A 23,069-nucleotide genomic window follows, 5' to 3' on the forward strand; every position below is an offset into this window, starting at 1 on the left:
GGCCAGATGGTGACACGGCACAAGAATGCTGACAGGACAACAAATATCGCTGCGCGCAGCTGCCCCGACACGGACAGTGCCTTCCGTGCTGGAACGACCCCTCTAACCTGGAGGGACGGTAGCGGGAGGTGACGGCAATCGGCAGGGAGGGAAGAGTCGTGAGCACAACGGACACGGAGCGTGCCGACCATTTGCGAGTGCTCGGGCTCAACGACGACGAGATCAGGGTCTACCAGCACCTGCTGCGGACCGGGCCGTCGTCGATCGTCGAACTGGACGACGCGGTCCCGGACCGGACGGGCTCGATCGACAGCACGCTCAGCGGGCTGGTGCAGGCCGGTCTCGCGCGGCGGTCCGGCTCGGACCACTCCCGGTACCTGCCGGTGCCGCCGGACGCCGGCCTGGAAGCGATGACGCTGCGCCGCGAGTCCGAGCTGAAGCAGGCCCGGATCGAGGTGCTGAACGCGTACGACGAGTTCCGCCGGACCGTGCACAGCGAGTCGACGACACACCTGATCGAGGTCGTCACCGGCAACGCGATCGTCGAGCGGATCCACCAGATCAAGAACAGCGTCCAGCGCGAGATCCTGGCGATCGACTCCCCGCCGTACTACATCGGCGGCCCGAACCAGGAGGAGATCGACCACCTGAAGCGCGGCGTCGCCTACCGGGTCGTCTACTCGCCGGAGTCCGTCGAGGTGCCGGGGTACCTGACCGAGAACATCCTCCCGTGCGTGGAGGCGGGCGAGCAGGCCCGGGTGCTGCCCGACGTACCGGCGAAGCTGACGATCATCGACGGCTCGATCGCCTACGTGTCGATGTCGGTGCGCGACACCGAGGTGAACCGTTCGCTGCTGATCATCCGGCCGAGCAGTCTGCTGACCGCGCTGATCGGGATGTTCGAGCTGTGCTGGCGGAACGCGCTCCCGCTACACGCGTCGGTCGGCACGGAGGACGACCGACTCGAGCCGATCGAGCGCCGCCTACTGGCCCTCCTCGCGACCGGTGCCGCGGACGACACCATCGCCCGCACGCTCGGCATCAGCCGCCGCACGTTCTTCCGCTACCTCGAACGCCTGATGAACCGCACAGGCGCCAGCACCCGCTTCCAACTGGCCCTGCACGCCGCCCGCGAGAACTGGCTGTAAATGAACGAGGGGCCCGCTGTGGGCCCCTCCGTCAGGCTTCGGCGGGGATGAACTCCTTGGCGACGACCTCGGCGATCTGCGCGGTGTTCAGCGCCGCGCCCTTCCGCAGGTTGTCGCCGCAGACGAACAGCTCCAGCGCGTTCGGGTCGTCGAGCGACTTGCGGATCCGGCCGACCCAGGTCGGGTCGGTGCCGACCACGTCCGCCGGGGTCGGGAACTCGCCCTCGGCCGGGTTGTCGAACAGCAGCACGCCCGGCGCGTCCCGCAGTACCTCACGAGCCCCGTCGGCGTCGACCTCCTGCACGAACCGCGCGTGCACAGACAACGAGTGCGTCGTCACCACCGGCACCCGGACACACGTCGCGGACACCTTCAGATCCGGCAGGCCGAGGATCTTGCGCGACTCGTTGCGCACCTTCAGCTCCTCCGACGACCACCCGTCGTCCTTCAGCGAGCCGGCCCACGGTACGACGTTCAGCGCCAGCGGTGCCGCGAACGGGCCGAGGTCGTTCCCGACGACGCGCCGTACGTCGCCCGGCGAGCTCCCGAGCTCACGGTTGCCGGCAACCTTCGCCAGCTGGTCGTACAACGCGTCGATCCCGGACTGCCCGGCCCCGGACGCGGCCTGGTACGAGGCGACGACCAGCTGCTCGAGCTCGTACCGGTGGTGCAGCGCGCCCATCGCCACGATCATCGAGAGCGTCGTGCAGTTCGGGTTCGAGATGATGCCCTTCGGCCGGTTCCGGGCCGCCTCGGCGTTCACCTCCGGAACCACCAGCGGTATGTCGGGATCCATCCGGAACGCGCCCGAGTTGTCCACCACGACCGCACCCTTGGCGGCCGCGATCGGCGCCCAGTGCGCGGACACCTCGTCCGGTACGTCGAACATCGCGACGTCGATGCCGTCGAAGGCGTCCTCGCTGAGCGCGATCACCTCGACGGTCTCGCCGCGGACCACGAGCTGCTTACCCGCGGAGCGCTCGGAGGCGATCAGCCGGATCTCGCCCCAGACGTTCTGCCTGGTCGAGAGCAGGGTCAGCATCACCGTCCCGACGGCGCCGGTCGCACCGACCACCGCCAGCGAGGGCAGACCCGTCCGGTCCTCGATCGTGTTCTCCACAGCGCTCACAGGGGTCACCGTCCCGTTCCTCCGTACACGACAGCCTGGGTGTGCTCGTCGTCCAGATCGAATGCGGTGTGCGCCGCGGTCACGGCGGCGTTCACCAGGTTCTCGTCCACGACCACCGAGATCCGGATCTCCGAGGTGGAGATCATCTCGATGTTCACGCCGGCGTCGGCGAGCGCGGAGAAGAACTTCGCGGACACGCCCGGGTGCGAGCGCATTCCGACCCCGACGACCGAGACCTTGCCGATCTGGTCGTCGTACAGCAACTGCTCGTAGCCGACCTCGTCCTTCATCCGGGCCAGCGCGGACATCGCCCGGGCGCCGTCGGCGCGCGGCAGCGTGAACGAGATGTCGGTGCGGTTGGTGGCCACCGCCGACACGTTCTGCACGATCATGTCGATGTTGGTGTCGGCACCGGCGACCGTCTCGAAGATCCGGGCCGCCTCACCCGGCTTGTCGGGGACCCCGACCACCGTGATCTTGGCCTCTTTGGTGTCCTGCACCACGCCGGAGATGATCGCCTGTTCCATCGTTTGATCCAGTTCCTTCGCATCGACGACCCAGGTGCCTTCCTTCTGCGAGAAGGAGGAACGCACATGGACGGGGACGTTGTAGCGGCGGGCGTACTCGACACACCGCAGGTGCAGCACCTTCGCGCCGCAGGCCGCCATCTCGAGCATCTCCTCGTAGGAGATCTTCGGGATCTGCTGCGCGGCCGGCACGATCCGCGGGTCCGCGGTGAAGATGCCGTCCACGTCGGTGTAGATCTCGCAGTAGTCCGCCTCCAGCGCGGCGGCGAGCGCGACCGCGGTGGTGTCGGAGGCGCCGCGGCCCATCGTGGTGATGTCCTTGGTGTCCTGGGCGACGCCCTGGAACCCGGCCACGATCGCGATGTGCCCCTCGCCCAGCGACTCCTCGATCCGGCCCGGGGTGATGTCGATGATCCGGGCGTTGCCGTGCGCGGAGGTGGTGATCACGCCGGCCTGCGAGCCGGTGAAGCTGCGTGCTTCGTACCCCAGGTTGGCGATCGCCATCGCGAGCAGCGCGGCCGAGATCCGCTCACCCGAGGTGAGCAGCATGTCGAGCTCGCGCGGCGGCGGCAGCGGAGAGACCTGCTGGGCCAGGTCCATCAGTTCGTCGGTGGTGTCCCCCATCGCGGAGATGACGACCACCACGTCGTTCCCGGCCTTCTTCGTCGCGACGATCCGTTGGGCCACGCGCTTGATGCCATCGGCGTCGGCGACCGAAGAACCGCCGTACTTGTGTACGACGCGTCCCACAGTGTTGTCTCCTCAAACCACTGGTTGCGGTACGCCGTGCGGCGTTGCACCAGGCGTAGTCTCGGTGGTCATTCTAGCCGTGACCTGACCGTTGCCTACCGGCTGACCAGCACCCGGTCCGGCAGATCACCCTCCGCACCGAACGTTCCCCGACGCCGCGCGGTTCAAGCGGGAAATGGTTCTTGTTCATATAAGCCAACACTGAAATAATTGCCGGGTGCACGCCTTCGACATCCTCGGCGACCCGGTCCGGCGCCGGATCCTGGAGCTGCTCGCCGAGGGCGAGCTGCCGGCCGGCAGCATCGCCGGCACCATCGGCACGGAGTTCGGGATCAGCCAGCCGGCCGTCTCCCAGCATCTGAAGGTGCTGCGTGACAACGGGTTCGCGACCGTGACCGTCGACGGCACCCGGCGGCTGTACGCCGTCGCGCCCGAGCCACTGCGGGAGATCGACACCTGGCTGGACCGGTACCGGAAGTTCTGGACCAACCGGCTGGACGCGCTGGAGACCGAACTGCATCGCGGCCGCCGCTCATAACCTTTGCGTCCGTGCCTGCATCTGGGTTGATATGCGGAACATTGTGGCCAGGCTGTGCATGTCCGAGGACGGCATCGTGGAGCGCCCGGAGCAGTGGCTGCCGCGCGCCGCGCTCGGACAGCTGATGCCCGCGTCCGGGACCGTGCTGTTCGGCCGCCGGACGTTCGAGCGGTACGCCGGTTCGCTCGGCGTACCGCAACACACCCGGAACCTCGTGGTCGCCTCCCGCCCGGTGGTCGCCCGCCCGGGGACAGAGATGCTGCAGGGCGAGACCCGCCGCGTGCTGACCGCGCTGAAGTCCGTGCCGGGCGAGGAGCTGCACGTGATCGGCAGCCTGACGCTGATCCGCTCGCTGCTCAAGTGGCGCCTGATCGACGAGGTGTCGCTGCTGGTCCACCCGGTCGCCGCCGGCCGCGGTACGTTGCTGGACCGCCGGCAGCTGCGGCTGATCTCGATGTGCGCGCGCGACGGCGGCGTACTCGAGGCGAACTACCGGGTCCGCTACGCGGCGACCGCCGTACCGTCGACCACGCTGATGTCCGACGGGCGGTGGGGAGGCACGCGCAGCAGGGACAGGGTCGCCAGTACGCCGAGACCGGCCGCCAGGACCCACGCGTAGCGGACGCCGAACGCCTCGACCACCGCGCCGGCCACGGCTGACCCGACTGCCGAGCCGACCATGCCGCCGCTCTGCGCCCATCCGAAGATCTCGGTGTGGGCGGACTGCGGGGTGAGCTCGCCGATCCGCTCGTAGACCGCGGCGATCGTCGGCGCGATCAGGCAGCCGGCCGCGAACATCATCACCGCCAGCGCGACCACCGACGAGGTCACGAAGACACAGCCGGAGACCAGGACCGCGAGCGCCAGCATCCGCCGCCAGACGTACGAGTTCCGCCGGCCGGGCAGTGCGCCGTTGATCACGCCGCCGCTGACGCTGCCGATCGCGGCGACCATCTCCAGCACGCCCGCGATCAGCCGGTTCCCGTGCTGGTCCGCGACCGCGACCATACCGAGCGACATCGCCGCGAAGGCCATCACGAGGCACGCCCAGGCGACGAGCAGCGGGGCACGATGCGGATGGAACAGCAGCTCGCGGGCGGTCGGGCGCGGGCCGGAGTTCTCGTCATGGTGCGACCCGGACTGCTGGCTGAGGCCGAACCACCAGATGCTCGCGGCCGCGGTCACGGCACAGGCGAGCAGGCCGGCGCGCGGGCTCGCGAAGCTGACGATCACGGCGCCGGACATCGGGCCGATGACGAACAGCAGCTCCTGCGCGGTCGCGTCCAGCGAGTACACCGCACGCAGCCGCGATCCGTGCACGATCCGCGGCCAGTTCGCCCGCAGGGCCGAGGTGACCGGGGCGACGCAGACGCCGGCGACCGCGGCGGCCACCGGGAGCAGCCGGTACCAGCTGTACGGGAGGAGCGCGACGACCGCCATCGAAGCGCCCCAGGCCATGCCGGTGCCGATGACGACCTTGCGGGCGCCCTTCCGGTCCGCCATCCGGGACCAGACCACGCTCGCGACCGCCGTACCGACGGAGTAGGCGCCGGCCACCACACCGGCCCAGCCGAAGTTGCCGGCCGCGTCCTTGGCGAGGAAGGACAGCGGGACCATCGTCGCCAGCACCGGCAGCCGGGCGACCAGCGCCGAGGCGAGCAGCGCCATCACGCCACGGGTCTTCCAGAGGTCGCGGTACGCCGACAGGTCCATACCGTGCATTGTTTCCTGACATCGATGTCCGGCGCTTCGGGAATTCTCCCTATCTCGCTTTGTGTCGGGGGATTATGCGAACATATGTTCGTGTCCTTGCCAGGCGCGGCGACGATCCTGCATGCCGATCTGGACGCGTTCTACGCGTCGGTCGAGCAGCGCGACGACCCACGCCTGCGCGGGCGGCCGGTGATCGTCGGCGCCGGAGTGGTGCTCGCCTGCAGCTACGAGGCGAAGGCGTACGGCGTGCGGACCGCGATGAACGGCGGCCAGGCGCTCCGCCGATGCCCCGGGGCGATCGTGGTGGAGCCGCGGATGTCGGCGTACACCGAGGCCAGCCGGGCCGTCTTCAAGGTCTTCGAGGACACCACGCCGCTGGTCGAGGGCCTCTCGATCGACGAGGCGTTCCTGGATGTCGGCGGGCTGCGGAAGATCCGCGGTACGCCGGTGGAGATCGCGGTCCGGCTGCGTGCCGAGGTGATGTCCCGGGTCGGGCTGCCGATCACGGTCGGGGTGGCGCGGACGAAGTTCCTGGCGAAGGTGGCGAGCGGGGTCGCGAAGCCTGACGGGCTGCTCGAGGTGGCGCCGGAGGGCGAGCTGGACTTCCTGCATCCGTTGGACGTCTCGCGGCTGTGGGGCGTCGGTGAGGTGACCGCGGAGAAGCTCCGGAGCCGCGGACTGACCAAGGTCGGCGATGTCGCGATGCTGCCCGAGGCGGCGCTGGTCGCGATGCTCGGACGGGCGTCCGGCCGGCATCTGCATGCGCTCGCGCACAACCGCGACCCGCGGCCGATCGAGGTCGGCCGGCGGCGCCGGTCGATCGGATCCCAACGTGCACTGGGCCGCTCGCCGAAGTCGCCGGCCACCCTGGACGCCGTGCTCGCCGGGCTCGTCGACCGCGTCACCCGGCGGATGCGCTCCGCGGGCCGCTCCGGCCGGACGGTCACGCTGCGCCTGCGCTTCGACGACTTCAGCCGGGCGACCCGCTCCCATACGTTGCCTCAAGCAACCGATCAGACGCGCGCCCTGCTGGTCACGGCGCGCGCACTGCTCCGCGGCGCCCAGCCGCTGATCGCCGCGCAAGGCCTGACCATGATCGGCATCTCGGTCGGCAACCTCGAGAACGACGCCGCCCTGCAACTGGCGCTCCCGTTCGACAAGGCAGCGAACAACGAGCTCGACAGCGCCCTCGACCAGGTCAAGGACAAGTTCGGCACCGCCGCCATCACCCGCGGCATCCTCCTCGGCAAGCCCCAGGGCCTCGAGATGCCGATGCTTCCCGATTAGGGCGTGTCTGGTGATTCCGCGCCGTCGCGAGGAGGTGCTCGGTGCGGTAGCTCGGCGCGCGGGGGCGAAGGGTTCGATGCGGAGCATCGTTCCCTTTGCACCCGTGCGGCGAGATGCCGTGCCGAGTGCCCCGCAGTAGGCGGGGAATCACCAGACACGCCCTAACTGCGGGGGTAGCCGATTTCGGCGATGTCTTCGGCGAGGTCCGTGAGGCGGCGGTGGCGGTTGAGGGACGTGACGACGTACTCCGTCAACGGCATCAGCGCGTACACGTGGCGGATCGCTTCCAGGTCGAGGGCGACCTCGTAGTACTCCTCGGCGAACGTCAGGTACGCCTCAGGCCGGCCGTCCGCGATCAACTCGAACAACTCGTCCGCACCGTCGGCCCCGACGTTCTCCACAGGACCACACCGCCAGGCGTCGTCCTCCGTCGTACGCCAGAAGCACACGGTCGCACGCGGCACACCGTCGTCGCTGAACGCCTTGTCGTCCCGCTGCTCCTGAAACACCTCGGGTACGCCGTCGAGCAACCCCGGCCACGAACGCATCCCGTTCGCGTACGGCGACACCGGCGACTCGTGGTCGAACCCGTACCCGAACACCCCGTCCGGGGAAAACACCACCGAGTACTCGTTCCCGGACCCGTCCCGCATCAAGGCGGCTTCCTCGGTCGCGGACCACCGCGCATCGAACTCGAAGTACCTGGTCCGCTCGTCGTCGTTCAGCACCACGTCGAGGACGGCGAGTGCCCGGCTCACGCGCCGGACAACCGCCGGCTCGGGCAACCGCCGTACCAGCTCGAGAACAGACACAGCTACCGGCGCTGGACGGCTTCCTCGGCGACCTCGACGAGCTCGCGGTCGGTGGCCTCGGTCTCCGCGTCGTGCGCCGGCTCCAGCCGGTCGTGTGCGATCAGCGACTGGATGGCCCGCAGTACGGCGCTCGCGGCGGCACCCCAGGTGGAGACGTACGAGAACTGCCACCACCAGAGCGCCTCGACGACCCGGCCGTCCTCGTAGTGCGCGAGGCCGTGCACCAGGTCGGTCGCGATCGCGGTCAGGTCGTCGGAGAGCCGGTTGACGGTGATCTCCGGCGGCGCCGCGTACGGGTCGAAGACCTCGGCGTACTCGTCCAGGCCCTCGAACAGCACCGCCAGCCGGTCCCGCATCGCGTCCAGGTCCGGATCCGGGCCGGCGTCGCTCTCGAAGCGCTCCTCGGGGACGAAGTCCTCGAACGCCCCGAGCCGCCCGCCGGCCAGCAGCAACTGGCTCACCTCGAGCAGCAGGTACGGCAGCGAGGCGAGGCCCTCGTCGACCCCGTCCTCATCCGGCTGCGCGGCGATGTCGCGCACCGAGATCAAGAAGCTGCGGACCTGGTCGGCGATCTGCTCGGCGAACTCGGTCAGGTCCTCGCTGTCGGTGGCCAAGGCCCGTGCTGCAATATCGGTTGGTTCAGTCATCGATCGATCGTCGCCCTTCAAACGCCCGTCCGAGTGTGACCTCGTCGGCGTACTCGAGATCACCGCCTACTGGAAGTCCACTAGCCAATCGGGTGACGCGCAAGCCCATGGGCCGCAACAAGCGGCTCAAGTACGTCGCGGTCGCCTCGCCCTCGAGGTTCGGGTCGGTGGCCAGGATGATCTCGGTCACCTCACCGCCGGCCAGCCGCTGGAGCAGCTCCTTGATCCGGAGCTCGTCCGGGCCGATGCCCTCGATCGGCGAGATCGCGCCGCCGAGCACGTGGTACCGGCCGCGGAACTCGCGGGTGCGCTCGATCGCCACCACGTCCTTGGCCTCTTCGACCACACAGATCAGGCTCAGGTCGCGGCGCGGATCCCGGCAGATGCGGCACTGCACGTCCTCCGCGACGTTGCCGCAGATCTCGCAGAACTTGACCTTCTCCTTCACCTGCACGAGCACGTGCGCGAGCCGCCGTACGTCGGTCTCGTCGGCCGCGAGCAGGTGGAACGCGATCCGCTGCGCGGACTTCGGCCCCACTCCGGGCAACCGCCCCAGCTCGTCGATGAGATCCTGAACGGCCCCCTCGTACACGTCAGCCCGGGTTCTGACCGGACTCGCCGGCCGCGCTCCCCGGGTTCACGAACCCGACACCACCAGTACTTGCCGCGCCGCCGCCCGGCTGCCCACCGAGCCGACCACCTGGCTGCCCGCCGGCCCGCTCTTCGCCCGGCTGCCCGCCGTCTCGCCGGCCGTCCGTGGTCTTGTCGCCTTCGGGGGTCACGGGTCCGGCGTCGCCCGGCTCAACCGCGGGCGGCGTCGCACCCGGTAGCCCGAACCCGGCCGGCGCCGACGGCGCATCGCCGCCGAACCCCGGGAAGCCACCTGCGTCACCACCGAACGCCCCACCCAGCCCACCGGCCAGCGGTCCCATCGCGGCGGCCGCGGCCTGCTTCGCGTTCTCCGAGGCGTCCCGGACCGCGGCGACGATCAGGTCGGCCAGCGTCTCGATGTCGTCCGGGTCGACGGCCTCCTTCTTGATGTCCAGGCTGAGCAGCTCACCCGTACCGGACACCAGGGCGGTCACCAGACCGCCACCCGCCGAGCCCTCGATCTCCTGCCCCTCGAGGTCGGCCTGCGCCTCCATCAGCTGGTTCTGCATCGCCTGCGCCTGCGCGAGCAGGTTGGACATGTCGAAGCCCCCAGCACCGCCACCGTCGAACACTGCGATCTCCTCGTCCGAACCGCTTCCTTGACCCCGGCACCGGACACACCGTCAGCCGGAGCCTCAACACTAGCCGGTCGCCCGGACAACCCCACTCACGGCCGAAACCGGCCGTTCTCCCCACAGGTTATCCACAACCTTGTGGGCACTCTTATCCACAGGCCTGTGGATTGTGTGGATACACAGCGCGACGGTGCCGTGAGTCCTGTGGACGAACCTGTTTGCCATCGGATGGCGCGCGGGTGAACTCAGTTCGGCTCTTCGGTGATGATCTGGGCACCGAGCGTGTCCCGCAGCAGATCGGTGTGCGACCGCGAGTCGTCCTCGAGCACCATGTCGTCCTCCCCGATCGCATCCGCCTCTTCCTCCGGCGTCAACGGCACGTCCGGAGCCGCCGCAGCCGCAGCCGCAGCCGCTCGCGCCTGCTCAGCAGCCACCGCCGCCTCCGCAGCCCGCCGCTTACTGGCGGCCTGCTCCCGCCGATCCGCCTGCCCTGCCTGCCCCGCCCCGGGCCGAGGATCCACGGGGCCGGCGTCCCAAGGATCTTCCGGCGGTACGTCGTACTCAGAGTCCGGCGGCTCCTGCAAAGCCACCGCCCCGCCATCCCACTGTCCCGACCGCCCCCCACCATCCACACGCCCCGCCGAGCCCGCCGCCCCACCGGCCCCGCCCGTCGCCCCACGCCCACCAGCACCGGCCCCCTGAGCCCCAGCACCACCCCCACCAGCCTGACCACCAACACCCGAGCCACCAGCACCGGCCCCACCAGCACCCGAGCCAGCACCACCCGGACCACCAGCACGCGCTCCGGCTACACCCGCTCCGGCTACACCTGCTCCGCCAGCACCCGGGCCACCTACGCCCGGCCCACCGGCACCAGGACCGCCCGCTGTCGCCGCACCCACAGCCGATCCGCCAGCACCTGACCCGTCAGCGCCAAGCCCATCAGCACCGGGCCCACCGACACCTGATCCACCAAACCCAGACCCACTCACGCCTGATCCGCCGGCGTCCGGACCACCTACGCCCGAGCCGCCAACCCCAGCCCCGTCAGCCACCGAAGCCCCCGCACCGGAACCACCAGCACCCGGTCCACGAGCACCCGGCGCGCCCACGCCACCGCCCCCTGGCCCACCTGCCCCTGGTCCACCAGCATCCGGCCCACCAGCACCCGGCCAGCCGCCGGCACCCGGCGCACCCGCGCCACCGCCGCCTGGGCCGCCTGCGCCCGGCCCGCCCGCAGCTGGTCCGCCCACGGCTGCACCGCCAACTCCTGGCGCGCCTGCTGAACCACCAGCCGGACCGCCAACGCCAGCACCGCCCGGCCCGCCAGCCTGCGGTCCAGGACGACCGGCCGAGCCGCCGCCCCCGCCCGCACCCGGATCGGTCGACGGATCCACGACCGCCTCGACCCGACGGTTCACACCGATCGTGTCGATCATCGCCTGCCGCAGAATCTCGTCACTCCCGGACCGCGCAAAACTCTCCCGCGCCCCGGCGTTCACCAACCCAAGAGTCAGCGTCTGCTCATCGATCGCAATGACCTGAGCGTTCTGACTCAACATGATCCAGGCGAACCGCCGCTTGGCCTTGACAGCCTCCAACACTTCAGGCCACAACCGCCGAATATCCCCCAGCCCCACACTCCCAGCCCCAGTACCCGCCGGAGCACCCGCAGCAGGAGCATTCGCCGCCGAGGCACCCGCAGCAGCAACATTCGCCGCCGAGGCACCCGCAGCAGCAACATTCGCTGCCGAGGTACCCGCCGGCGCACCCGCGGCAGCCCCACCCGCAGCAGGACCGCCACCGCTGACCGGACCGCCACCTGCCGCAGAACCACCAGCCGCTCCCGCCGACCCGGCAGGAGTCACCTCCGCGTCATCACCCCAGGCACCAGTACGCGCCCCACGGCCCGACGCCCCCGCCGCAGCTACACCCGCGCCAGCCGACGACCGACCGCCCGAGGCACCAGACGGCGCTCCGGCCGCTCCATCAGCCGCCGACCGGCCACCACCGGCCGGGCTACCCGCGTGCGACCCAGCAGCCTCAGCCACGCCACCGGCCGCCGCTCCGGCAGTCGCGCCCGCAGCGCCACCACCGCCACCCACACCACCGGCGGCACCAGCCCCACCCGAAGCCTCACCACCTGCAGCACTAGCTGCGTCACCTGCACCCGCACCACCGGCGGCACCACCTGCGGCACGGCCAGGCGCACCACCCTGAGCACCAGTTGCGTCGGCCATACCCGCACCACCAGCGGCACCACCCGCAGCGTCAGCAAGCGGACCACCCTGAGCACCAGTTGCGTCAGCCGTACCCGCACCACCGGCGGCACCACCCGCAGCGCCGGCAGGCCCGCCATCCGGAGCATGGCCCGCGGGGGCGCCACCTGCTGGGGCGCCGGGAGACGGGCGACTGCCCGCGGTTGCGGCTGCTCTGGCCGCGGCTCGGCTGGACGCAGCGTCGGCTGCAGGTCCAGCGGGGGCGTCCGGCTGGGCGTATCCCGTCGTACCCGCGCCCCCGGCGGCTGCCGTCGTACCCGCGCCGCCTGCCATCCCCGTCGTACCGGCAGCTCCTGCAGCCGGCGCACCCGCGACTCCGCCAGCTGGCGTACCCGGAACTCCGCCGGCGTCCGGAGTGCCGCCGGGGACGCCGATGGCGAGTCGGCGTTCCATGCGGTCCAAGCGGGCCTGGATGCCGTTCGTCGAGTCGTCGGCGCCTGGCAGCAGCACCTTGGCGCAGATCAGCTCCAGCTGGAGGCGCGGCGCGGTCGCCCCGCGCATCTCTAACAGACCCGCGGCGACGATGTCCGCCGCCCGGGTCAGCTCCGCCGGGCCGATCCCGGCGGCCTGTGTCTGCAGCCGCTCCCCCTGGTCCTCAGCCGCCTCGATCAAACCCGACGTCACAGCGGTCGGTACGGCGGAGAGCACCACCAGATCGCGCAGCCGCCGCAGCAGGTCCTCGGCGAACCGTTTCGGGTCCTGCCCGGTCTCGATGACCTTCTCGACCGTCTCGAAGACCGCCGCGCTGTCATGCGCCGCGAACCCGTCCACGCAGGCGTCGAGCAGCGAGTCCGGCGTGAACCCGAGCAGCGCGACCGCCAGCTCATACGTCACGCCTTCGGGCCCGGCGCCACCGATCAACTGGTCGAGAACGCTCAGCGAGTCACGCACCGACCCGGCGCCGGCCCGTACGACGAGCGGCAGGGCGGCCGGCTCGATCGCCACGCCCTCGGACTCACACAGCGTCGCCATGTAGTCGGCGAGCGCCTTCGGCGGCACCAGGCGGAACGGGTAGTGATGCGTCCGCGACCGGATCGTCCCGATCACCTTGTCGGGCTCGGTGGTCGCGAAGATGAACTTGAGGTGCGGCGGCGGCTCCTCGACCAGCTTCAGCAGGGCGTTGAAGCCCTGCGTGGTCACCATGTGCGCCTCGTCGATGATGTAGATCTTGTAGCGGCTCTCGACCGGCGCGAAGAACGCGCGCTCCCGCAGGTCGCGGGCGTCGTCCACACCACCGTGCGACGCGGCGTCGATCTCGATCACGTCGATGCTGCCGGGCCCGCCGCGGGCCAGGTCGGTGCAGGACTTGCACACCCCGCACGGCTCCGCGATCGGGCCCTTCTCACAGTTGATCGCGCGGGCGAGGATCCGCGCGCTGGTGGTTTTTCCACAGCCGCGAGGCCCGGAGAACAGGTAGGCGTGATTCACCCGGTTGTTGCTCAACGCGTTCCGAAGCGGCGCGGTGACATGGTCCTGCCCGATCACCTCCGCGAACGTTTCCGGGCGGTACCGGCGATACAAGGCAAGGGGCGCTTCCACGCGGCAACCCTAGCGCCGACCCCGGACATTTCCCCGCCCCACACCCACCGCACCCCGCCCCACACCCGCAACACCCCGTACGTCGCTGGTCCGAACGCGTGGCCCGGCCGACGAGGCGCGCGGACGCCCGGCGACGTGACCGCAGGGACGCCTACTGTGGGTTGGATGACGGCTGGGGACGAGCAGCAGCAGGCGGTGATCAAGCGGGCGGCCGAGGTGCTGCCCGCGGACGAGCGGGTGCTGGGGGTGTACCTGATCGGCAGCTACGCCACCGGGGCCGCCGACCGGTTCAGCGACGTCGACGTACATCTGGTGGTCACGGACGACAGCACCGAGTGGTACGCGGAGCACTGGGACGACGTACTGCGGGAGCTCACCGGGCCGACCGTCTGGGCGGACCGGCTGCCCGGGTTGATCGGCGGGCTCGGAATCACGCCGAACTGGCTGCACGTGGATCTGATCATCCACCCGCTGGCCGGGTTCGACCGGTTCCAGTACGACGGCGTGAAGGTGCTGTTCGACCGCGACGGGACGTTGTTTCCGGAGGGCGACATCGAGCCGAAGGGCGGCCGCCCCGCCGAGCCGTACTGGCCCGCCGGCGCCGTACACCTCTTCTTCTACTTCCTCGGCAACCTGGTCACGGTGCTCGGGCGGGACGAACGGGTGGTCGGCAACCAGGGCGTCGGGGTCGTCCGCGACCAGCTCGTGACGCTCATGCTCGCCGAACGCGGCGTCCGCCGGACCAGCGGGGCCAAGCGCCTGAACGCGTTGCTGTCCGAAGAGCAACGCGCGACGCTCGAGGCCGTCCCGGCCGCCGGCTCCGACCCGGCGGACATCATCGCGGCCAACCGGTACATCTGCCGCGAGTTCATCACCCGTGGCACCGCGCTGGCCGAGCGCACCGGCAATCCCTGGCCGACCGCATTCGTCGACGCGACGCTGAAGCACCTCCACAACCATTTCGGGACCGACTTCGCCTGACGGCGGCTCACTGCAGGTGGTAGTTGGCGAACCGCGTCCGGAGGTCCTTCTTCGAGAACTTGCCGACCGAGGTCTTCGGAACCTCCTCGATGAACTCGACCGCGTCCGGCAGCCACCACTTCGCGACCAGCGGCCGCAGGTAGTCGAGGATCTCCTCGCCGGTCACGGTCGAACCCTCCTGCACCACGATGCAGGCGAGCGGCCGCTCGTCCCACTTCGGATGCGGCACCCCGATGACTGCCGCCTCCTTGACCGCGGGATGCGCCATCAACAGGTTCTCGAGCTCGACCGAGCTGATCCACTCGCCGCCGGACTTCACCAGGTCCTTGGTCCGGTCAACGATCCGCACCGAACCGAACCCGTCGATCGCCGCGACGTCGCCGGTCTTCATCCAGCCGTCCTCGGTGTTCAGCTGCACGCCGTCGTCGGGCCGGTAGTACTCCGCGGCGATCCACGGGCCGCGCACCTGCAGCTCGCCCGTCGCTTCGTCGTCCCAGGGCAGCGGCGTGGTCGAACCCGGCTCGACGATCCGCACCTCGACGCCCGGCAACGGCAGCCCGGCCCGGGCACGCAGGTGTGCCTGCTCCTCTTCGGGAAGGTCCTTGTTCCGCGCCGGAACGTGGGACGCGGTCGCGACCGGGCTCGTCTCGGTCATCCCCCACGCCTGCAGGATCGGCCGGCCAAGCTTCTTCCGGAACGCTTCGGACAGCGCTTCCGGTACTGCGGAACCGCCGCACGGGATCCGCCGCAGCTTCGGCAACTCGACCCCGTCGAGCAACGGCAGCAGTCCCTGCCAGATCGTCGGTACGCCGGCCGACAGCGTCACCTCCTGCTCCACCAGTAGCTTGAGGATCCCCTGTGGGGTCATGTCCGGCCCCGGGAACACCAGCGACGCGCCGGCCATCGGCGCCGCATGCGCGAGGCCCCATGCGTTGGCGTGGAACATCGGCACCACCGGCATCACCGTGTCCGTCTCGGCCAGCCCGATCCCGGCGTTGGTCAGCACACCGACCGAGTGCAGCCAGGTCGACCGATGCGAGTAGACGACGCCCTTCGGGTTGCCCGTCGTACCGCTCGTGTAACACATCGCGGCGGCCTGGTTCTCGTCCTCGACGTGGAACTCGACCGGGGACGCGGCGGCCAGCAGCTCCTCGTAGTCGTGGAACCGCGGATCGTCCGGGATCTCCGCCGCCGTCGGAGCGCCCGGCGGCAGGTCGTCCATCACGACCACGTGCCTGAGCCGCGGCATTCGCTCGAGCAGCGGGAGGAAGAGCCCCAGCAACGAACGGTCGACGAAGACCACCTCGTCCTCGGCGTGATTCGCGATGTACACGACCTGGTCCGGGAAGAGTCTGATGTTCAGTGTGTGCAGCACCCGGCCGGTGCAGGGCGCGGCGAAGTACAGCTCGAGGTGGCGTCCCGAGTTCCAGGCGAACGTCGCGACGCGGCCGTCCGCGGTGATCCCGAGCGTGTCCAGCACCCCGCCCAGGCGTCTGGTCCGGTCGGCCCACTCGCCGTACGTCAGCTTGGTCGGCGCCGGACCGCCTGTGTAGACGGTCTTGTCCGGGTAGAACTGCTCGGCCCGGCGGAAGATCGTGTCCAGGGACAGCTGGTAGTTCTGCATCAGACCCTTCATGAAGACACTGTGCCAGCCGCGACCTGCCCTTGACCATGACCTCAACCGGACTTTCTCCGGCACTCTTCCGGAACTGGAGCCGCAGGCAACAACAACCGGCGACACTCGCAACCAATAGATGACACGACATACATGTCGTGTAATATGTCGGTCATGAAGGTTGTCGAGGAGTTTCGCTATCTCGTGCTGGCGATCCAGCGCGAGGGCAATCGGCTGCTCGCCGCCGAGTTGCGCCCGCTGGGCATCACGCCTTCCCAGGCAGAGGTTCTGCGGGTCCTCCGTGACCACGGCCCGATGACGCTGAACGCGCTCGGCGGGCTACTGGTCTGCGAGACAGGCAACAGCCCGAGCCGGCTCGTCGATCGTTTGGTCGCCCAAGGACTGGTGAAACGCGGAGTCGACCAGATCGACCGGCGCTACCTCACACTCAGCCTGACACCGCAGGGCCGGGCACTGCACCGCCGCATCGTCACCGCGGAGAACCGGTTGCATCGCACCATGCACGACCGTCTCGCCGGCCAGGCGCTCGACGAGACCATCACCACGCTTCGCTCGCTCGCCGACGCCTTCCCGACCGGGGCCGCCCTGGCCCGCCGCCGGGGTCCCGAACTCGCCCATCAGGAGAACTAGTCATGGAACAGGCCACCGAGACCATCCACGCCGGCCAGGCGGCGATCCGGCAGGTGCTGCTGGACGCCCTCGGCCTGCCGGAGTGGAACGAGGCCTTCCTCGCCGTCGAAGGCCCCCGCGAGACCAACCCCGGCACCCGGTACGCGCTCCGCGTGCGGCCCGGCTTCACCGGTGAGTTGCAGTACACGGTCGTCGAGGCGGACCGGGTCGAGATCGTCTGGCAGGTCCCCGGCTTCCGCGAGGTCGGCACCTGGACGATCGGCGACGACAGCCGGGTCACCCACACGTTCGAGCAGTCCGGGCCGCTCGCGACCGTCCTGCGCCCGGCGTACCGGAACATCGCCGCCATCCGCCTGGCCCGCCTCGCGAACCGCATCCGGCAGATGCAACTGGCGCATACCGCTTAGGCTCGCCCCATGCTGACGGAGATCCGCGACACCAGGCTGTACGTCGACCAGCGCGGAGCCGCGGACGCTCCGCCGGTGCTGTTCGTCCACGGCGGTCCGGGTGCGGGCTCGTACGACTTCATGAAGTTCCAGGGTGACCGGCTCGCCCGCAGCTTCCGCCTGATCGGCGTCGACCAGCGCGGAGTACAACAGTCCGACCCACTCGCCGGTCCGGTCAGCGAGCTCGACCTGATCGCCGACTACGAGGCGCTGCGCGAGCAGCTCGGCATCGCGCAGTGGTCGGTCATCGGCCATTCGTACGGCGGCCGCATCGCGCTCAGGTACGCCGCGGCGTACCCGCAGGCGATCACCAAGGTCGTCTTCGAGAACCCTGCCTGGGACATGGTGCTCGCCACCGACACCCTCGTCCGTGCCGCCCTGCCCCTACTCCCGGGAGCCGAGCTACCGCCGCACACAGGTCCGGCGACGAAGGCCATGTGGGACGAGCGCATCGCACTGCTCATCCAGCTCGGTGAGCACCGGATGGAGATCTACACCGGCCCCGATGCCCGCGACCTCCAGCTCCCGGCGGACACCGAGATCGACAGCGAGTTCCACCAGCGCTCCGGCCACTTCTCCGAGCAGATCACCAGCTCGTCCAGCTTCACCGACGAGGTGCTGCCGTACATCAGCCGGCTCACGCAGCAGGCCCTGCTGATCAAGGGCGAGTACGACCCGGCCACCAGCCAGCAGGAGATCGAGCTGTTCCGCTCCGACGTGCGGCAGGGCACCTATTACTACGCGGCCGGTGTCGGGCACTTCATGCATGCAGAGCAGCCGGACGTGTACGCCCGGCTGGTCACCGAGTTCCTCAGCTGAAGGCGAGCGGGACGGCCCGCTTGTGCGCCGTCCGGCGGTGCGTCGCGATGATCGTGCTCGCGGCCTTCTCGTCGACCTCACGGCCCTCGAGGAAGTCGTCGATCTCGTCGTACGTCACGCCCAGCACGGCCTCGTCCGGCACGCCCGGGTTGTTCGTCTCGAGATCCGCGGTCGGAACCTTCCCGGTGATCTCCGGCCCCGCCCCGAGCCGCTCACCGACCGCGCGGACGCGGCGCTTGGTCAGACCGGACAACGGCGTCAGGTCGCACGCCCCGTCGCCGTACTTCGTGAAGAACCCCATCACGGCCTCCGCCGCGTGGTCCGTGCCGACCACGAGACCGCCGCGGGCGCCGGCCACCAGGTACTGCGCGACCATCCGCTGGCGGGCCTTGATGTTGCCGACGTGGAAGTCCTCGCGGTCGCCCAGCCCGGAGTGCCGCACCGACTCCACCATCGCGTCGGTGGCCGGCTTCACGTCGACGGTCAGCGTCTCGTCCGCCTTGATGAACTCGAGCGCGCGCTGGGCGTCGTCCTCGTCCGCCTGCACGCCGTACGGCAGCCGCATCGCGACGAACGTCGCCTGACCCCCTTCCGCACGCACCCGCTCCACGGCGAGCTGGCAGAGCCGTCCCGCGGTGGAGGAGTCGACGCCGCCGCTGATCCCGAGCACGTACGCCGACGCACCGGTCCGCCGGAGCCGGTCGGCCAGGAACTCCACCCGCCGCTCGATCTCGCTGTCCACGTCGAACGTCGCAGGCACATCGAGCTCGGCGATGATCAGATCCTGCAGGTAACGGCTCTCGGGGTTCATCTGGCTCCTCTTGTCTCGGGAAGACCAAGCCTAGACATGAGGATTCCCCGCGCACCCGGAAGAGCTCACTTACCCTTGCTGCCTTCCGGCCCTGGGGGGATTGGGCGAGATACCGCCACGCGGGGAACCAGGACAGAGTGTACGGGATGCACCTGGCCAACCGGGAATCGGACTCCGGACACGAGGTACCGCGCTCGCTGTGAGCGAACAGGGGTGCGGTCGGCGGTTTCTCGGGTCAAGCTTGTTGGGTGACGGATCATCAATTTGGGCGGTTCGGAATCACCACGGGGCTGGACGGCGGCGCGGAGGCGGTGGCTGCGGCGCGGGCGGCCGAGGAGCTGGGATGGCCGGTGATCTGGCTGTCCGGCGGACCGCTGCCCGGACTGCAGGCGATCACGAACCTGGTGGACGGTACGTCGGCGATCAAGTTCGTGAGCGGGATCCTCGCGGTGGTGAAGTACGCCGCAGCCGACGTGGACGAGACGTACGCCGCCTTGGAGGCAGCTGCGCCCGGTCGGTTCACCGTTGGTCTGGGCGGAGCGCATGGTCCCAAGCCGATTGCCCGGCTCACCACTTACCTGGACCAACTTGACGTACCTGTCGAGCGCAGGGTGCTCGCAGCACTCGGCCCGCGGATGCTCAAGCTCGCTGCGGAGCGCACCGCGGGTGCGTACCCGTTCCTGACCCGTGCGGAGTACTCCGCCGAGGCACGGAAGGTCCTGGGGCCGGACAAGCTCCTCGCCGTCAGCCACCTCGCCGTACTCGAAACGGACGCGGACAGGGCCCGGGCGATCGCCCGCGACACCATCAGCTTCTTCACGACGATCCCTGGGTACGTCGCTTCGCTGCAGCGCCAGGGGTTCCGTCAGAGCGACCTGTCTGAACTCCCCGACCACATGATCGACGCGTTGGCCGCGTGGGGCAGCCCTGCCGACATCAAGGCCAAGCTCACCGAACACCTGGACGCCGGCGCCGACCACGTGGCCGTCAACGTCATCACCGGTGAGACAGGGCCGCAGCCGATAGAGCAGTGGCGAGCGCTGACGCCCGTATTACTCGGCTAGCTGCTTCTCGTAGAGGCGTGCGGTCGACTCGAGCTTGTCGTACCGGTACGGGCGCGCCTCACCGGTGGCCACGAACCCCTGCCGCTCCCAGAAGCCGGTAGCAACCTCCGCGTTGGTGTCGACGACAGCCAGGCGCATCGTCCGTACCTCCGGCCAGGTGCTCTCGACGTACTGCTGGACGAGGCTGTACGTCGTACTGCCGTAGCCGCGGCCCTGGTGCTCCGCGTGGACCTGAAGCAGGCCGATGAACGCAGTACCGTCCTTCGGGTACCCCCGCAGCAGGTCGGCAACAGCCACGAGCGCCTCACCGTCGAAGGCCCCCAGCACCACCTTCGCGTCCTCCGCCAGCCCCTCCGGCCGCATCATCAACAGACTCTGCGCATCCGCCGCCCCCGGCGGATACCCCGTGATCCGCTCCGTGTACCCCGGATCCGCCTCGATGAGCTCCTGCACCGCATCCACGTCCGCAGGCCCGATCGCCCGCAACCCCAACTCAGCCACCCACCCGACCCTAGCCCGCCCACCGCCCCGATTTCGGATTCCCCACCACCGCCCGGTATCCTCTCCGCTTGGAGGATTCGCCTAGAGGCCTAGGGCGCACGCTTGGAAAGCGTGTTGGGGGCAACCCCTCACGAGTTCGAATCTCGTATCCTCCGCCACCTTGAAGGCCCGGACTGCGGTCCGGGCCTTCGGTGTTTCTGGGGTCAGTGGAGTTGGGACAGGGCCTCGCGGAGGAAGTCGTCGCGGCGGGTGGTTGCCAAGGGCGAGTAGAGGGTGGTCCGGGTGTTGAGGGCGGCTACTGCGTCCCAGTACGAGACGTGGAGAGCTTCGCGGTCGGTGGCTTGTTGCCAGCCCTCAAGTACGTGGGCGGGAGCGGTTGGGCCGAAGGTTATGGCTGTCTGTTTGCGGAGTTCGGAGAGGTCTACGCCGGGGGCTCCGACGCCGGCGGTTTTCCAGTCGATGAGGGCGGCGACGGTGCCGGCGGACCACAGCATGTTGCCGGGCCAGACGTCGCCATGGAGGAAGACCGAGGGGCCGGGCGGGAGGCCGTGGGCGCGGACGACGGTGTCGGCCTCGTCCAGCAGGGCGGTGGTGGGCATGCGGCCGGTACGGCGGTCGGTGGCGAAATCGTCGACGGCGATGGGACGTGGGCGGAACGGTAGGTGGTCGGCCGGCTGGAGCTCGATCGCGTGCAGGCGGGTCAGGGCAGCACCGGCGGCTCGAAGAGTCTCGGGGGTGCCGACGGGCCAGGAAGTGGTGCCGGGTAAGTCGGTTTCGAGGGATGCTGACAGGTCCGCGGCGATGAGGCGGGGTGCGGGTAGGTGGTGGCGCTCGGCTACCCGCAACGCGGTGGCGCCGGTGGCGATCATGGCGGGGCCAATGCGTGGGGTCGGAGCGCGCAGTACGACGGAGCGGTCGCGGGTGACCAGGCGCCAAGGGCCTTGGTCGTCGTGGAGCGGGTGGACTTCGAGGATGGGGCCGACGATAGCGGTTGCCCAGGCGAGTAGGTCTTCCCTCATGCCAGAGGCTACCTCCCCTCCCCGGGGGTGATCAGGCCGGTTTCGTAGGCGAGGACCACGGCCTGGGAGCGGTCGCGGAGGTTGAGTTTGGCGAAGATCCGGGCCGCGTGGGTCTTCACGGTGGCCTCGCTCAAGGTCAGTGCGGTGGCGATCTCGGCGTTGGAGAGACCTTGGCCCATGACGGTGAGGACTTCCAGTTCGCGTGGGGTGAGGGTGGACAGGTCCCGATGGAGGGTCGGCTGTGGTGTGGCGAAGCGTTCGACGAGGCGGCGGGTGATGGAGGGGGCCAGGAGCGCGTCGCCGGTGGTCACCAGATGTACGGCGGCGGCCAGGTGCTCGGGGGTCACGTCCTTCAGGAGGAACCCGCTGGCACCGGCGGCGAGGGCGGCGTACACGTACCGGTCCAGGTCGAAGGTGGTGAGGATCAGCACGCGACACGTCGTCGACGTCGCGAGGATGCGCCGGGTCGCCTCGAGCCCGTCCATCGTCGGCATCCGGATGTCCATGAGTACGACGTCCGGGTTCGACCGCCGTACGGCGGCCACTGCCTCGGCCCCGTCCGCGGCCTCGCCGACGACCTCGATGCCGCGGGCGTTGAGGATCATCCGGAAACCGGTACGCACCAGGGCCTGGTCGTCCGCGATCACGACCCTGGTCACGGGCGCTCCAGCGGCAGCTTGGCGCGGACACGGTAGCCACCGCCGAGACGACGCCTGGCGTCGAACTGGCCGCCGTACACCGCGACACGCTGCTTGAGCCCCAGCAGCCCCCGGCCGTCCCCTTCCGGAGCAGGAGGCCGCCCACCGGTCAGCACACTCTGGCCTGTGTTGAGTACTTCGACCCGCAGCGCGTGAGACGCGTACCGGACCGTCACCTCAGCCTTCACCCCGTCCCCGTGCCTCAAGGCGTTCGTCAGCGCCTCCTGGATGATGCGGTACGCCGTGACGTCCACACCGGTCGGCAGCGGACAAGGGTCGCCGGAGATCCGTACGTCGACAGCCAGGCCGGCGAAGGCCATACGGTCGATCAGCTCGGTCAGACGGGTCAGACTCGGCTGCGGCGACAGGGTGCCGTCGTCACCCTTGGGAGCGAGGACTCCGAGGAGGTGCCTGAGCTCAGCCATAGTGTCGCGGCCTGCGGCCTCCACTGCCAGCAGTGCTGCCTCAGCCTGCTCAAAGGATGTAGCCAGCACCTGCCGGGCCGCACCGGTCTGGATGACCATCACGCTGACGTTGTGGCTCACGATGTCGTGCAGATCGTGAGCGATCCGGGCCCGTTCCGCGTCGACGGCGCTCTGGGCGGCCGTCTCGCGTTCGCGCTCCAGCAGCCAGCCGCGCTCCTCCAGAGCTTGCGTATGCGCACGCCGCGCCCGGACGTACGCGAACGCGAGCAGCACCGCGACCGCGGTCGGCAGCGCGACCAGTAACCACATCACGAGACCACTGTCCCAAACGCTCCCCCCGGATCGCATCATCCGCCAGGAGCACGCCGTACATCTCCAGGATGACAGCCCCGGCACATTAGCCCGGCAGGCTGACGCCGTGAGCCACGGAGCAGCCCTAGCGTG

23 protein-coding genes, 1 tRNA gene and 1 other RNA gene are annotated in these 23,069 nt (G+C 69.8%); 10 read left to right on the forward strand and 15 right to left on the reverse strand.

Annotated features, from left to right (window positions below; all coding sequences use genetic code 11):
- The first annotated feature begins 158 nt into the window (after positions 1-158).
- Complete coding sequence (locus tag AB0M51_RS29270) at positions 159-1,148, forward strand: helix-turn-helix domain-containing protein (RefSeq protein ID WP_344189344.1); 990 nt, start codon at positions 159-161, stop codon at positions 1,146-1,148.
- Between the two features lie 31 nt (positions 1,149-1,179).
- Here AB0M51_RS29270 and AB0M51_RS29275 read toward each other — a convergent pair whose 3' ends face one another.
- Both AB0M51_RS29275 and AB0M51_RS29280 read right to left on the reverse strand, forming a co-directional pair.
- Complete coding sequence (locus tag AB0M51_RS29275) at positions 1,180-2,277, reverse strand: aspartate-semialdehyde dehydrogenase (RefSeq protein WP_363751324.1); 1,098 nt, start codon at positions 2,275-2,277, stop codon at positions 1,180-1,182.
- A 5-nt stretch (positions 2,278-2,282) separates the two neighbouring features.
- The gene (locus AB0M51_RS29280) at positions 2,283-3,554 is read right to left on the reverse strand and encodes an aspartate kinase (RefSeq protein ID WP_344189341.1); all 1,272 of its coding nucleotides are present in this window, start codon (positions 3,552-3,554) and stop codon (positions 2,283-2,285) included.
- A 217-nt stretch (positions 3,555-3,771) separates the two neighbouring features.
- On the opposite strand from AB0M51_RS29280, the gene AB0M51_RS29285 reads away from it, so the two are divergent.
- Complete coding sequence (locus AB0M51_RS29285) at positions 3,772-4,092, forward strand: metalloregulator ArsR/SmtB family transcription factor (RefSeq protein WP_344189339.1); 321 nt, start codon at positions 3,772-3,774, stop codon at positions 4,090-4,092.
- A 31-nt stretch (positions 4,093-4,123) separates the two neighbouring features.
- Positions 4,124-4,711 (forward strand): dihydrofolate reductase family protein, encoded by a 588-nt coding sequence (locus tag AB0M51_RS29290; protein ID WP_363751327.1) that lies wholly within the window; start codon positions 4,124-4,126, stop codon positions 4,709-4,711.
- Here AB0M51_RS29290 and AB0M51_RS29295 read toward each other — a convergent pair.
- Positions 4,594-5,805: an MFS transporter gene (locus AB0M51_RS29295; protein ID WP_363751329.1), complete on the reverse strand. Its 1,212-nt coding sequence runs from the start codon at positions 5,803-5,805 to the stop codon at positions 4,594-4,596. The genes AB0M51_RS29290 and AB0M51_RS29295 overlap by 118 nt on opposite strands.
- Before the next feature lie 84 nt (positions 5,806-5,889).
- Here AB0M51_RS29295 and dinB point away from each other — a divergent pair, with 84 nt between their 5' ends.
- Complete coding sequence (dinB, locus tag AB0M51_RS29300; protein ID WP_363751331.1) at positions 5,890-7,092, forward strand: DNA polymerase IV; 1,203 nt, start codon at positions 5,890-5,892, stop codon at positions 7,090-7,092.
- A gap of 161 nt (positions 7,093-7,253) precedes the next feature.
- Here dinB and AB0M51_RS29305 read toward each other — a convergent pair whose 3' ends face one another.
- From AB0M51_RS29305 to AB0M51_RS29325, 5 genes are all read right to left on the reverse strand, one after another.
- The gene (locus AB0M51_RS29305) at positions 7,254-7,904 is read right to left on the reverse strand and encodes a hypothetical protein (protein ID WP_363751333.1); all 651 of its coding nucleotides are present in this window, start codon (positions 7,902-7,904) and stop codon (positions 7,254-7,256) included.
- Between the two features lie 2 nt (positions 7,905-7,906).
- Entirely contained in the window at positions 7,907-8,551 is a 645-nt protein-coding gene (locus AB0M51_RS29310; protein ID WP_344189329.1) for a DUF5063 domain-containing protein, read from the reverse strand.
- A complete protein-coding gene (recR, locus tag AB0M51_RS29315; RefSeq protein WP_344189327.1) occupies positions 8,544-9,143 on the reverse strand; it encodes a recombination mediator RecR in 600 nt (199 codons plus the stop codon). Before recR ends, AB0M51_RS29310 begins: the two co-directional genes overlap by 8 nt.
- A gap of 1 nt (position 9,144) precedes the next feature.
- Complete coding sequence (locus tag AB0M51_RS29320; protein ID WP_363751336.1) at positions 9,145-9,774, reverse strand: YbaB/EbfC family nucleoid-associated protein; 630 nt, start codon at positions 9,772-9,774, stop codon at positions 9,145-9,147.
- Between the two features lie 248 nt (positions 9,775-10,022).
- Positions 10,023-13,595, reverse strand: coding sequence for a DNA polymerase III subunit gamma and tau (locus tag AB0M51_RS29325; protein ID WP_363751338.1), 3,573 nt, complete (start codon positions 13,593-13,595; stop codon positions 10,023-10,025).
- A 165-nt stretch (positions 13,596-13,760) separates the two neighbouring features.
- Here AB0M51_RS29325 and AB0M51_RS29330 point away from each other — a divergent pair, with 165 nt between their 5' ends.
- Positions 13,761-14,576 carry a nucleotidyltransferase domain-containing protein gene (locus tag AB0M51_RS29330; RefSeq protein ID WP_363751340.1) on the forward strand — a complete coding sequence of 272 codons (816 nt, stop codon included), beginning with the start codon at positions 13,761-13,763 and terminating at the stop codon, positions 14,574-14,576.
- Between the two features lie 7 nt (positions 14,577-14,583).
- Here the strand turns inward: AB0M51_RS29330 and AB0M51_RS29335 are convergent, their stop codons facing one another.
- Positions 14,584-16,212, reverse strand: a complete 1,629-nt coding sequence (locus AB0M51_RS29335; protein ID WP_363751342.1) for a long-chain fatty acid--CoA ligase — start codon at positions 16,210-16,212, stop codon at positions 14,584-14,586.
- Between the two features lie 153 nt (positions 16,213-16,365).
- On the opposite strand from AB0M51_RS29335, the gene AB0M51_RS29340 reads away from it, so the two are divergent.
- Genes AB0M51_RS29340 through AB0M51_RS29350 form a run of 3 tightly spaced genes read left to right on the forward strand, consistent with a single transcriptional unit; the run spans position 16,366 to position 18,107 of the window.
- On the forward strand, positions 16,366-16,842 hold the full coding sequence (locus tag AB0M51_RS29340) for a MarR family transcriptional regulator (protein ID WP_363751344.1): 477 nt from the start codon (positions 16,366-16,368) through the stop codon (positions 16,840-16,842).
- 2 nt (positions 16,843-16,844) lie between these two features.
- On the forward strand, positions 16,845-17,249 hold the full coding sequence (locus AB0M51_RS29345; protein ID WP_344189317.1) for an SRPBCC family protein: 405 nt from the start codon (positions 16,845-16,847) through the stop codon (positions 17,247-17,249).
- Positions 17,250-17,258: 9 nt separating this feature from the next.
- Positions 17,259-18,107, forward strand: a complete 849-nt coding sequence (locus tag AB0M51_RS29350) for an alpha/beta hydrolase (protein WP_363751347.1) — start codon at positions 17,259-17,261, stop codon at positions 18,105-18,107.
- On the opposite strand, the gene nadE is transcribed toward AB0M51_RS29350, so the two are convergent.
- Together nadE and ffs are read right to left on the reverse strand one after the other, a co-directional pair.
- The gene (gene nadE, locus AB0M51_RS29355; RefSeq protein WP_363751349.1) at positions 18,100-18,918 is read right to left on the reverse strand and encodes an ammonia-dependent NAD(+) synthetase; all 819 of its coding nucleotides are present in this window, start codon (positions 18,916-18,918) and stop codon (positions 18,100-18,102) included. The genes AB0M51_RS29350 and nadE overlap by 8 nt on opposite strands.
- Before the next feature lie 35 nt (positions 18,919-18,953).
- Positions 18,954-19,050, reverse strand: an RNA gene (gene ffs / locus AB0M51_RS29360) — signal recognition particle sRNA small type.
- A gap of 116 nt (positions 19,051-19,166) precedes the next feature.
- Here ffs and AB0M51_RS29365 point away from each other — a divergent pair.
- Entirely contained in the window at positions 19,167-19,982 is an 816-nt protein-coding gene (locus tag AB0M51_RS29365; protein WP_363751351.1) for a TIGR03620 family F420-dependent LLM class oxidoreductase, read from the forward strand.
- On the opposite strand, the gene AB0M51_RS29370 is transcribed toward AB0M51_RS29365, so the two are convergent.
- Complete coding sequence (locus AB0M51_RS29370) at positions 19,971-20,483, reverse strand: GNAT family N-acetyltransferase (protein ID WP_363751353.1); 513 nt, start codon at positions 20,481-20,483, stop codon at positions 19,971-19,973. The genes AB0M51_RS29365 and AB0M51_RS29370 overlap by 12 nt on opposite strands.
- 70 nt (positions 20,484-20,553) lie before the next feature.
- Between AB0M51_RS29370 and AB0M51_RS29375 the strand changes: the two genes are divergently transcribed.
- Positions 20,554-20,641 (forward strand) — tRNA-Ser (locus tag AB0M51_RS29375).
- 45 nt (positions 20,642-20,686) lie between these two features.
- On the opposite strand, the gene AB0M51_RS29380 is transcribed toward AB0M51_RS29375, so the two are convergent.
- The 3 genes from AB0M51_RS29380 to AB0M51_RS29390 are packed head-to-tail and all read right to left on the reverse strand — an operon-like array spanning position 20,687 to position 22,934.
- A complete protein-coding gene (locus AB0M51_RS29380; RefSeq protein WP_363751355.1) occupies positions 20,687-21,502 on the reverse strand; it encodes a phosphotransferase in 816 nt (271 codons plus the stop codon).
- Positions 21,503-21,510: 8 nt separating this feature from the next.
- The gene (locus AB0M51_RS29385) at positions 21,511-22,161 is read right to left on the reverse strand and encodes a response regulator transcription factor (RefSeq protein WP_344189305.1); all 651 of its coding nucleotides are present in this window, start codon (positions 22,159-22,161) and stop codon (positions 21,511-21,513) included.
- The gene (locus AB0M51_RS29390; RefSeq protein ID WP_363751513.1) at positions 22,158-22,934 is read right to left on the reverse strand and encodes a histidine kinase; all 777 of its coding nucleotides are present in this window, start codon (positions 22,932-22,934) and stop codon (positions 22,158-22,160) included. The genes AB0M51_RS29385 and AB0M51_RS29390 overlap by 4 nt, the downstream gene beginning before the upstream one ends.
- Between the last annotated feature and the right edge of the window lie 135 nt (positions 22,935-23,069).

It is taken from the genome of Kribbella sp. NPDC051137 (assembly GCF_040682535.1).
Lineage (GTDB): Bacteria > Actinomycetota > Actinomycetes > Propionibacteriales > Kribbellaceae > Kribbella > Kribbella karoonensis.

Excerpts from the sequence above, each read along its gene's own strand:
- AB0M51_RS29290 (WP_363751327.1), top strand. The coding sequence starts at position 4,124 with ATGCGGAACATTGTGGCCAGGCTGTGCATGTCCGAGGACGGCATCGTG.
- AB0M51_RS29295 (WP_363751329.1), bottom strand. The coding sequence starts at position 5,805 with ATGGACCTGTCGGCGTACCGCGACCTCTGGAAGACCCGTGGCGTGATG.
- dinB (WP_363751331.1), top strand. The coding sequence starts at position 5,890 with ATGTTCGTGTCCTTGCCAGGCGCGGCGACGATCCTGCATGCCGATCTG.
- AB0M51_RS29310 (WP_344189329.1), bottom strand. The coding sequence starts at position 8,551 with ATGACTGAACCAACCGATATTGCAGCACGGGCCTTGGCCACCGACAGC.
- AB0M51_RS29330 (WP_363751340.1), top strand. The coding sequence starts at position 13,761 with ATGACGGCTGGGGACGAGCAGCAGCAGGCGGTGATCAAGCGGGCGGCC.
- AB0M51_RS29335 (WP_363751342.1), bottom strand. The coding sequence starts at position 16,212 with ATGAAGGGTCTGATGCAGAACTACCAGCTGTCCCTGGACACGATCTTC.
- AB0M51_RS29340 (WP_363751344.1), top strand. The coding sequence starts at position 16,366 with ATGAAGGTTGTCGAGGAGTTTCGCTATCTCGTGCTGGCGATCCAGCGC.
- AB0M51_RS29345 (WP_344189317.1), top strand. The coding sequence starts at position 16,845 with ATGGAACAGGCCACCGAGACCATCCACGCCGGCCAGGCGGCGATCCGG.
- AB0M51_RS29350 (WP_363751347.1), top strand. The coding sequence starts at position 17,259 with ATGCTGACGGAGATCCGCGACACCAGGCTGTACGTCGACCAGCGCGGA.
- nadE (WP_363751349.1), bottom strand. The coding sequence starts at position 18,918 with ATGAACCCCGAGAGCCGTTACCTGCAGGATCTGATCATCGCCGAGCTC.
- AB0M51_RS29380 (WP_363751355.1), bottom strand. The coding sequence starts at position 21,502 with ATGAGGGAAGACCTACTCGCCTGGGCAACCGCTATCGTCGGCCCCATC.
- AB0M51_RS29390 (WP_363751513.1), bottom strand. The coding sequence starts at position 22,934 with ATGTGGTTACTGGTCGCGCTGCCGACCGCGGTCGCGGTGCTGCTCGCG.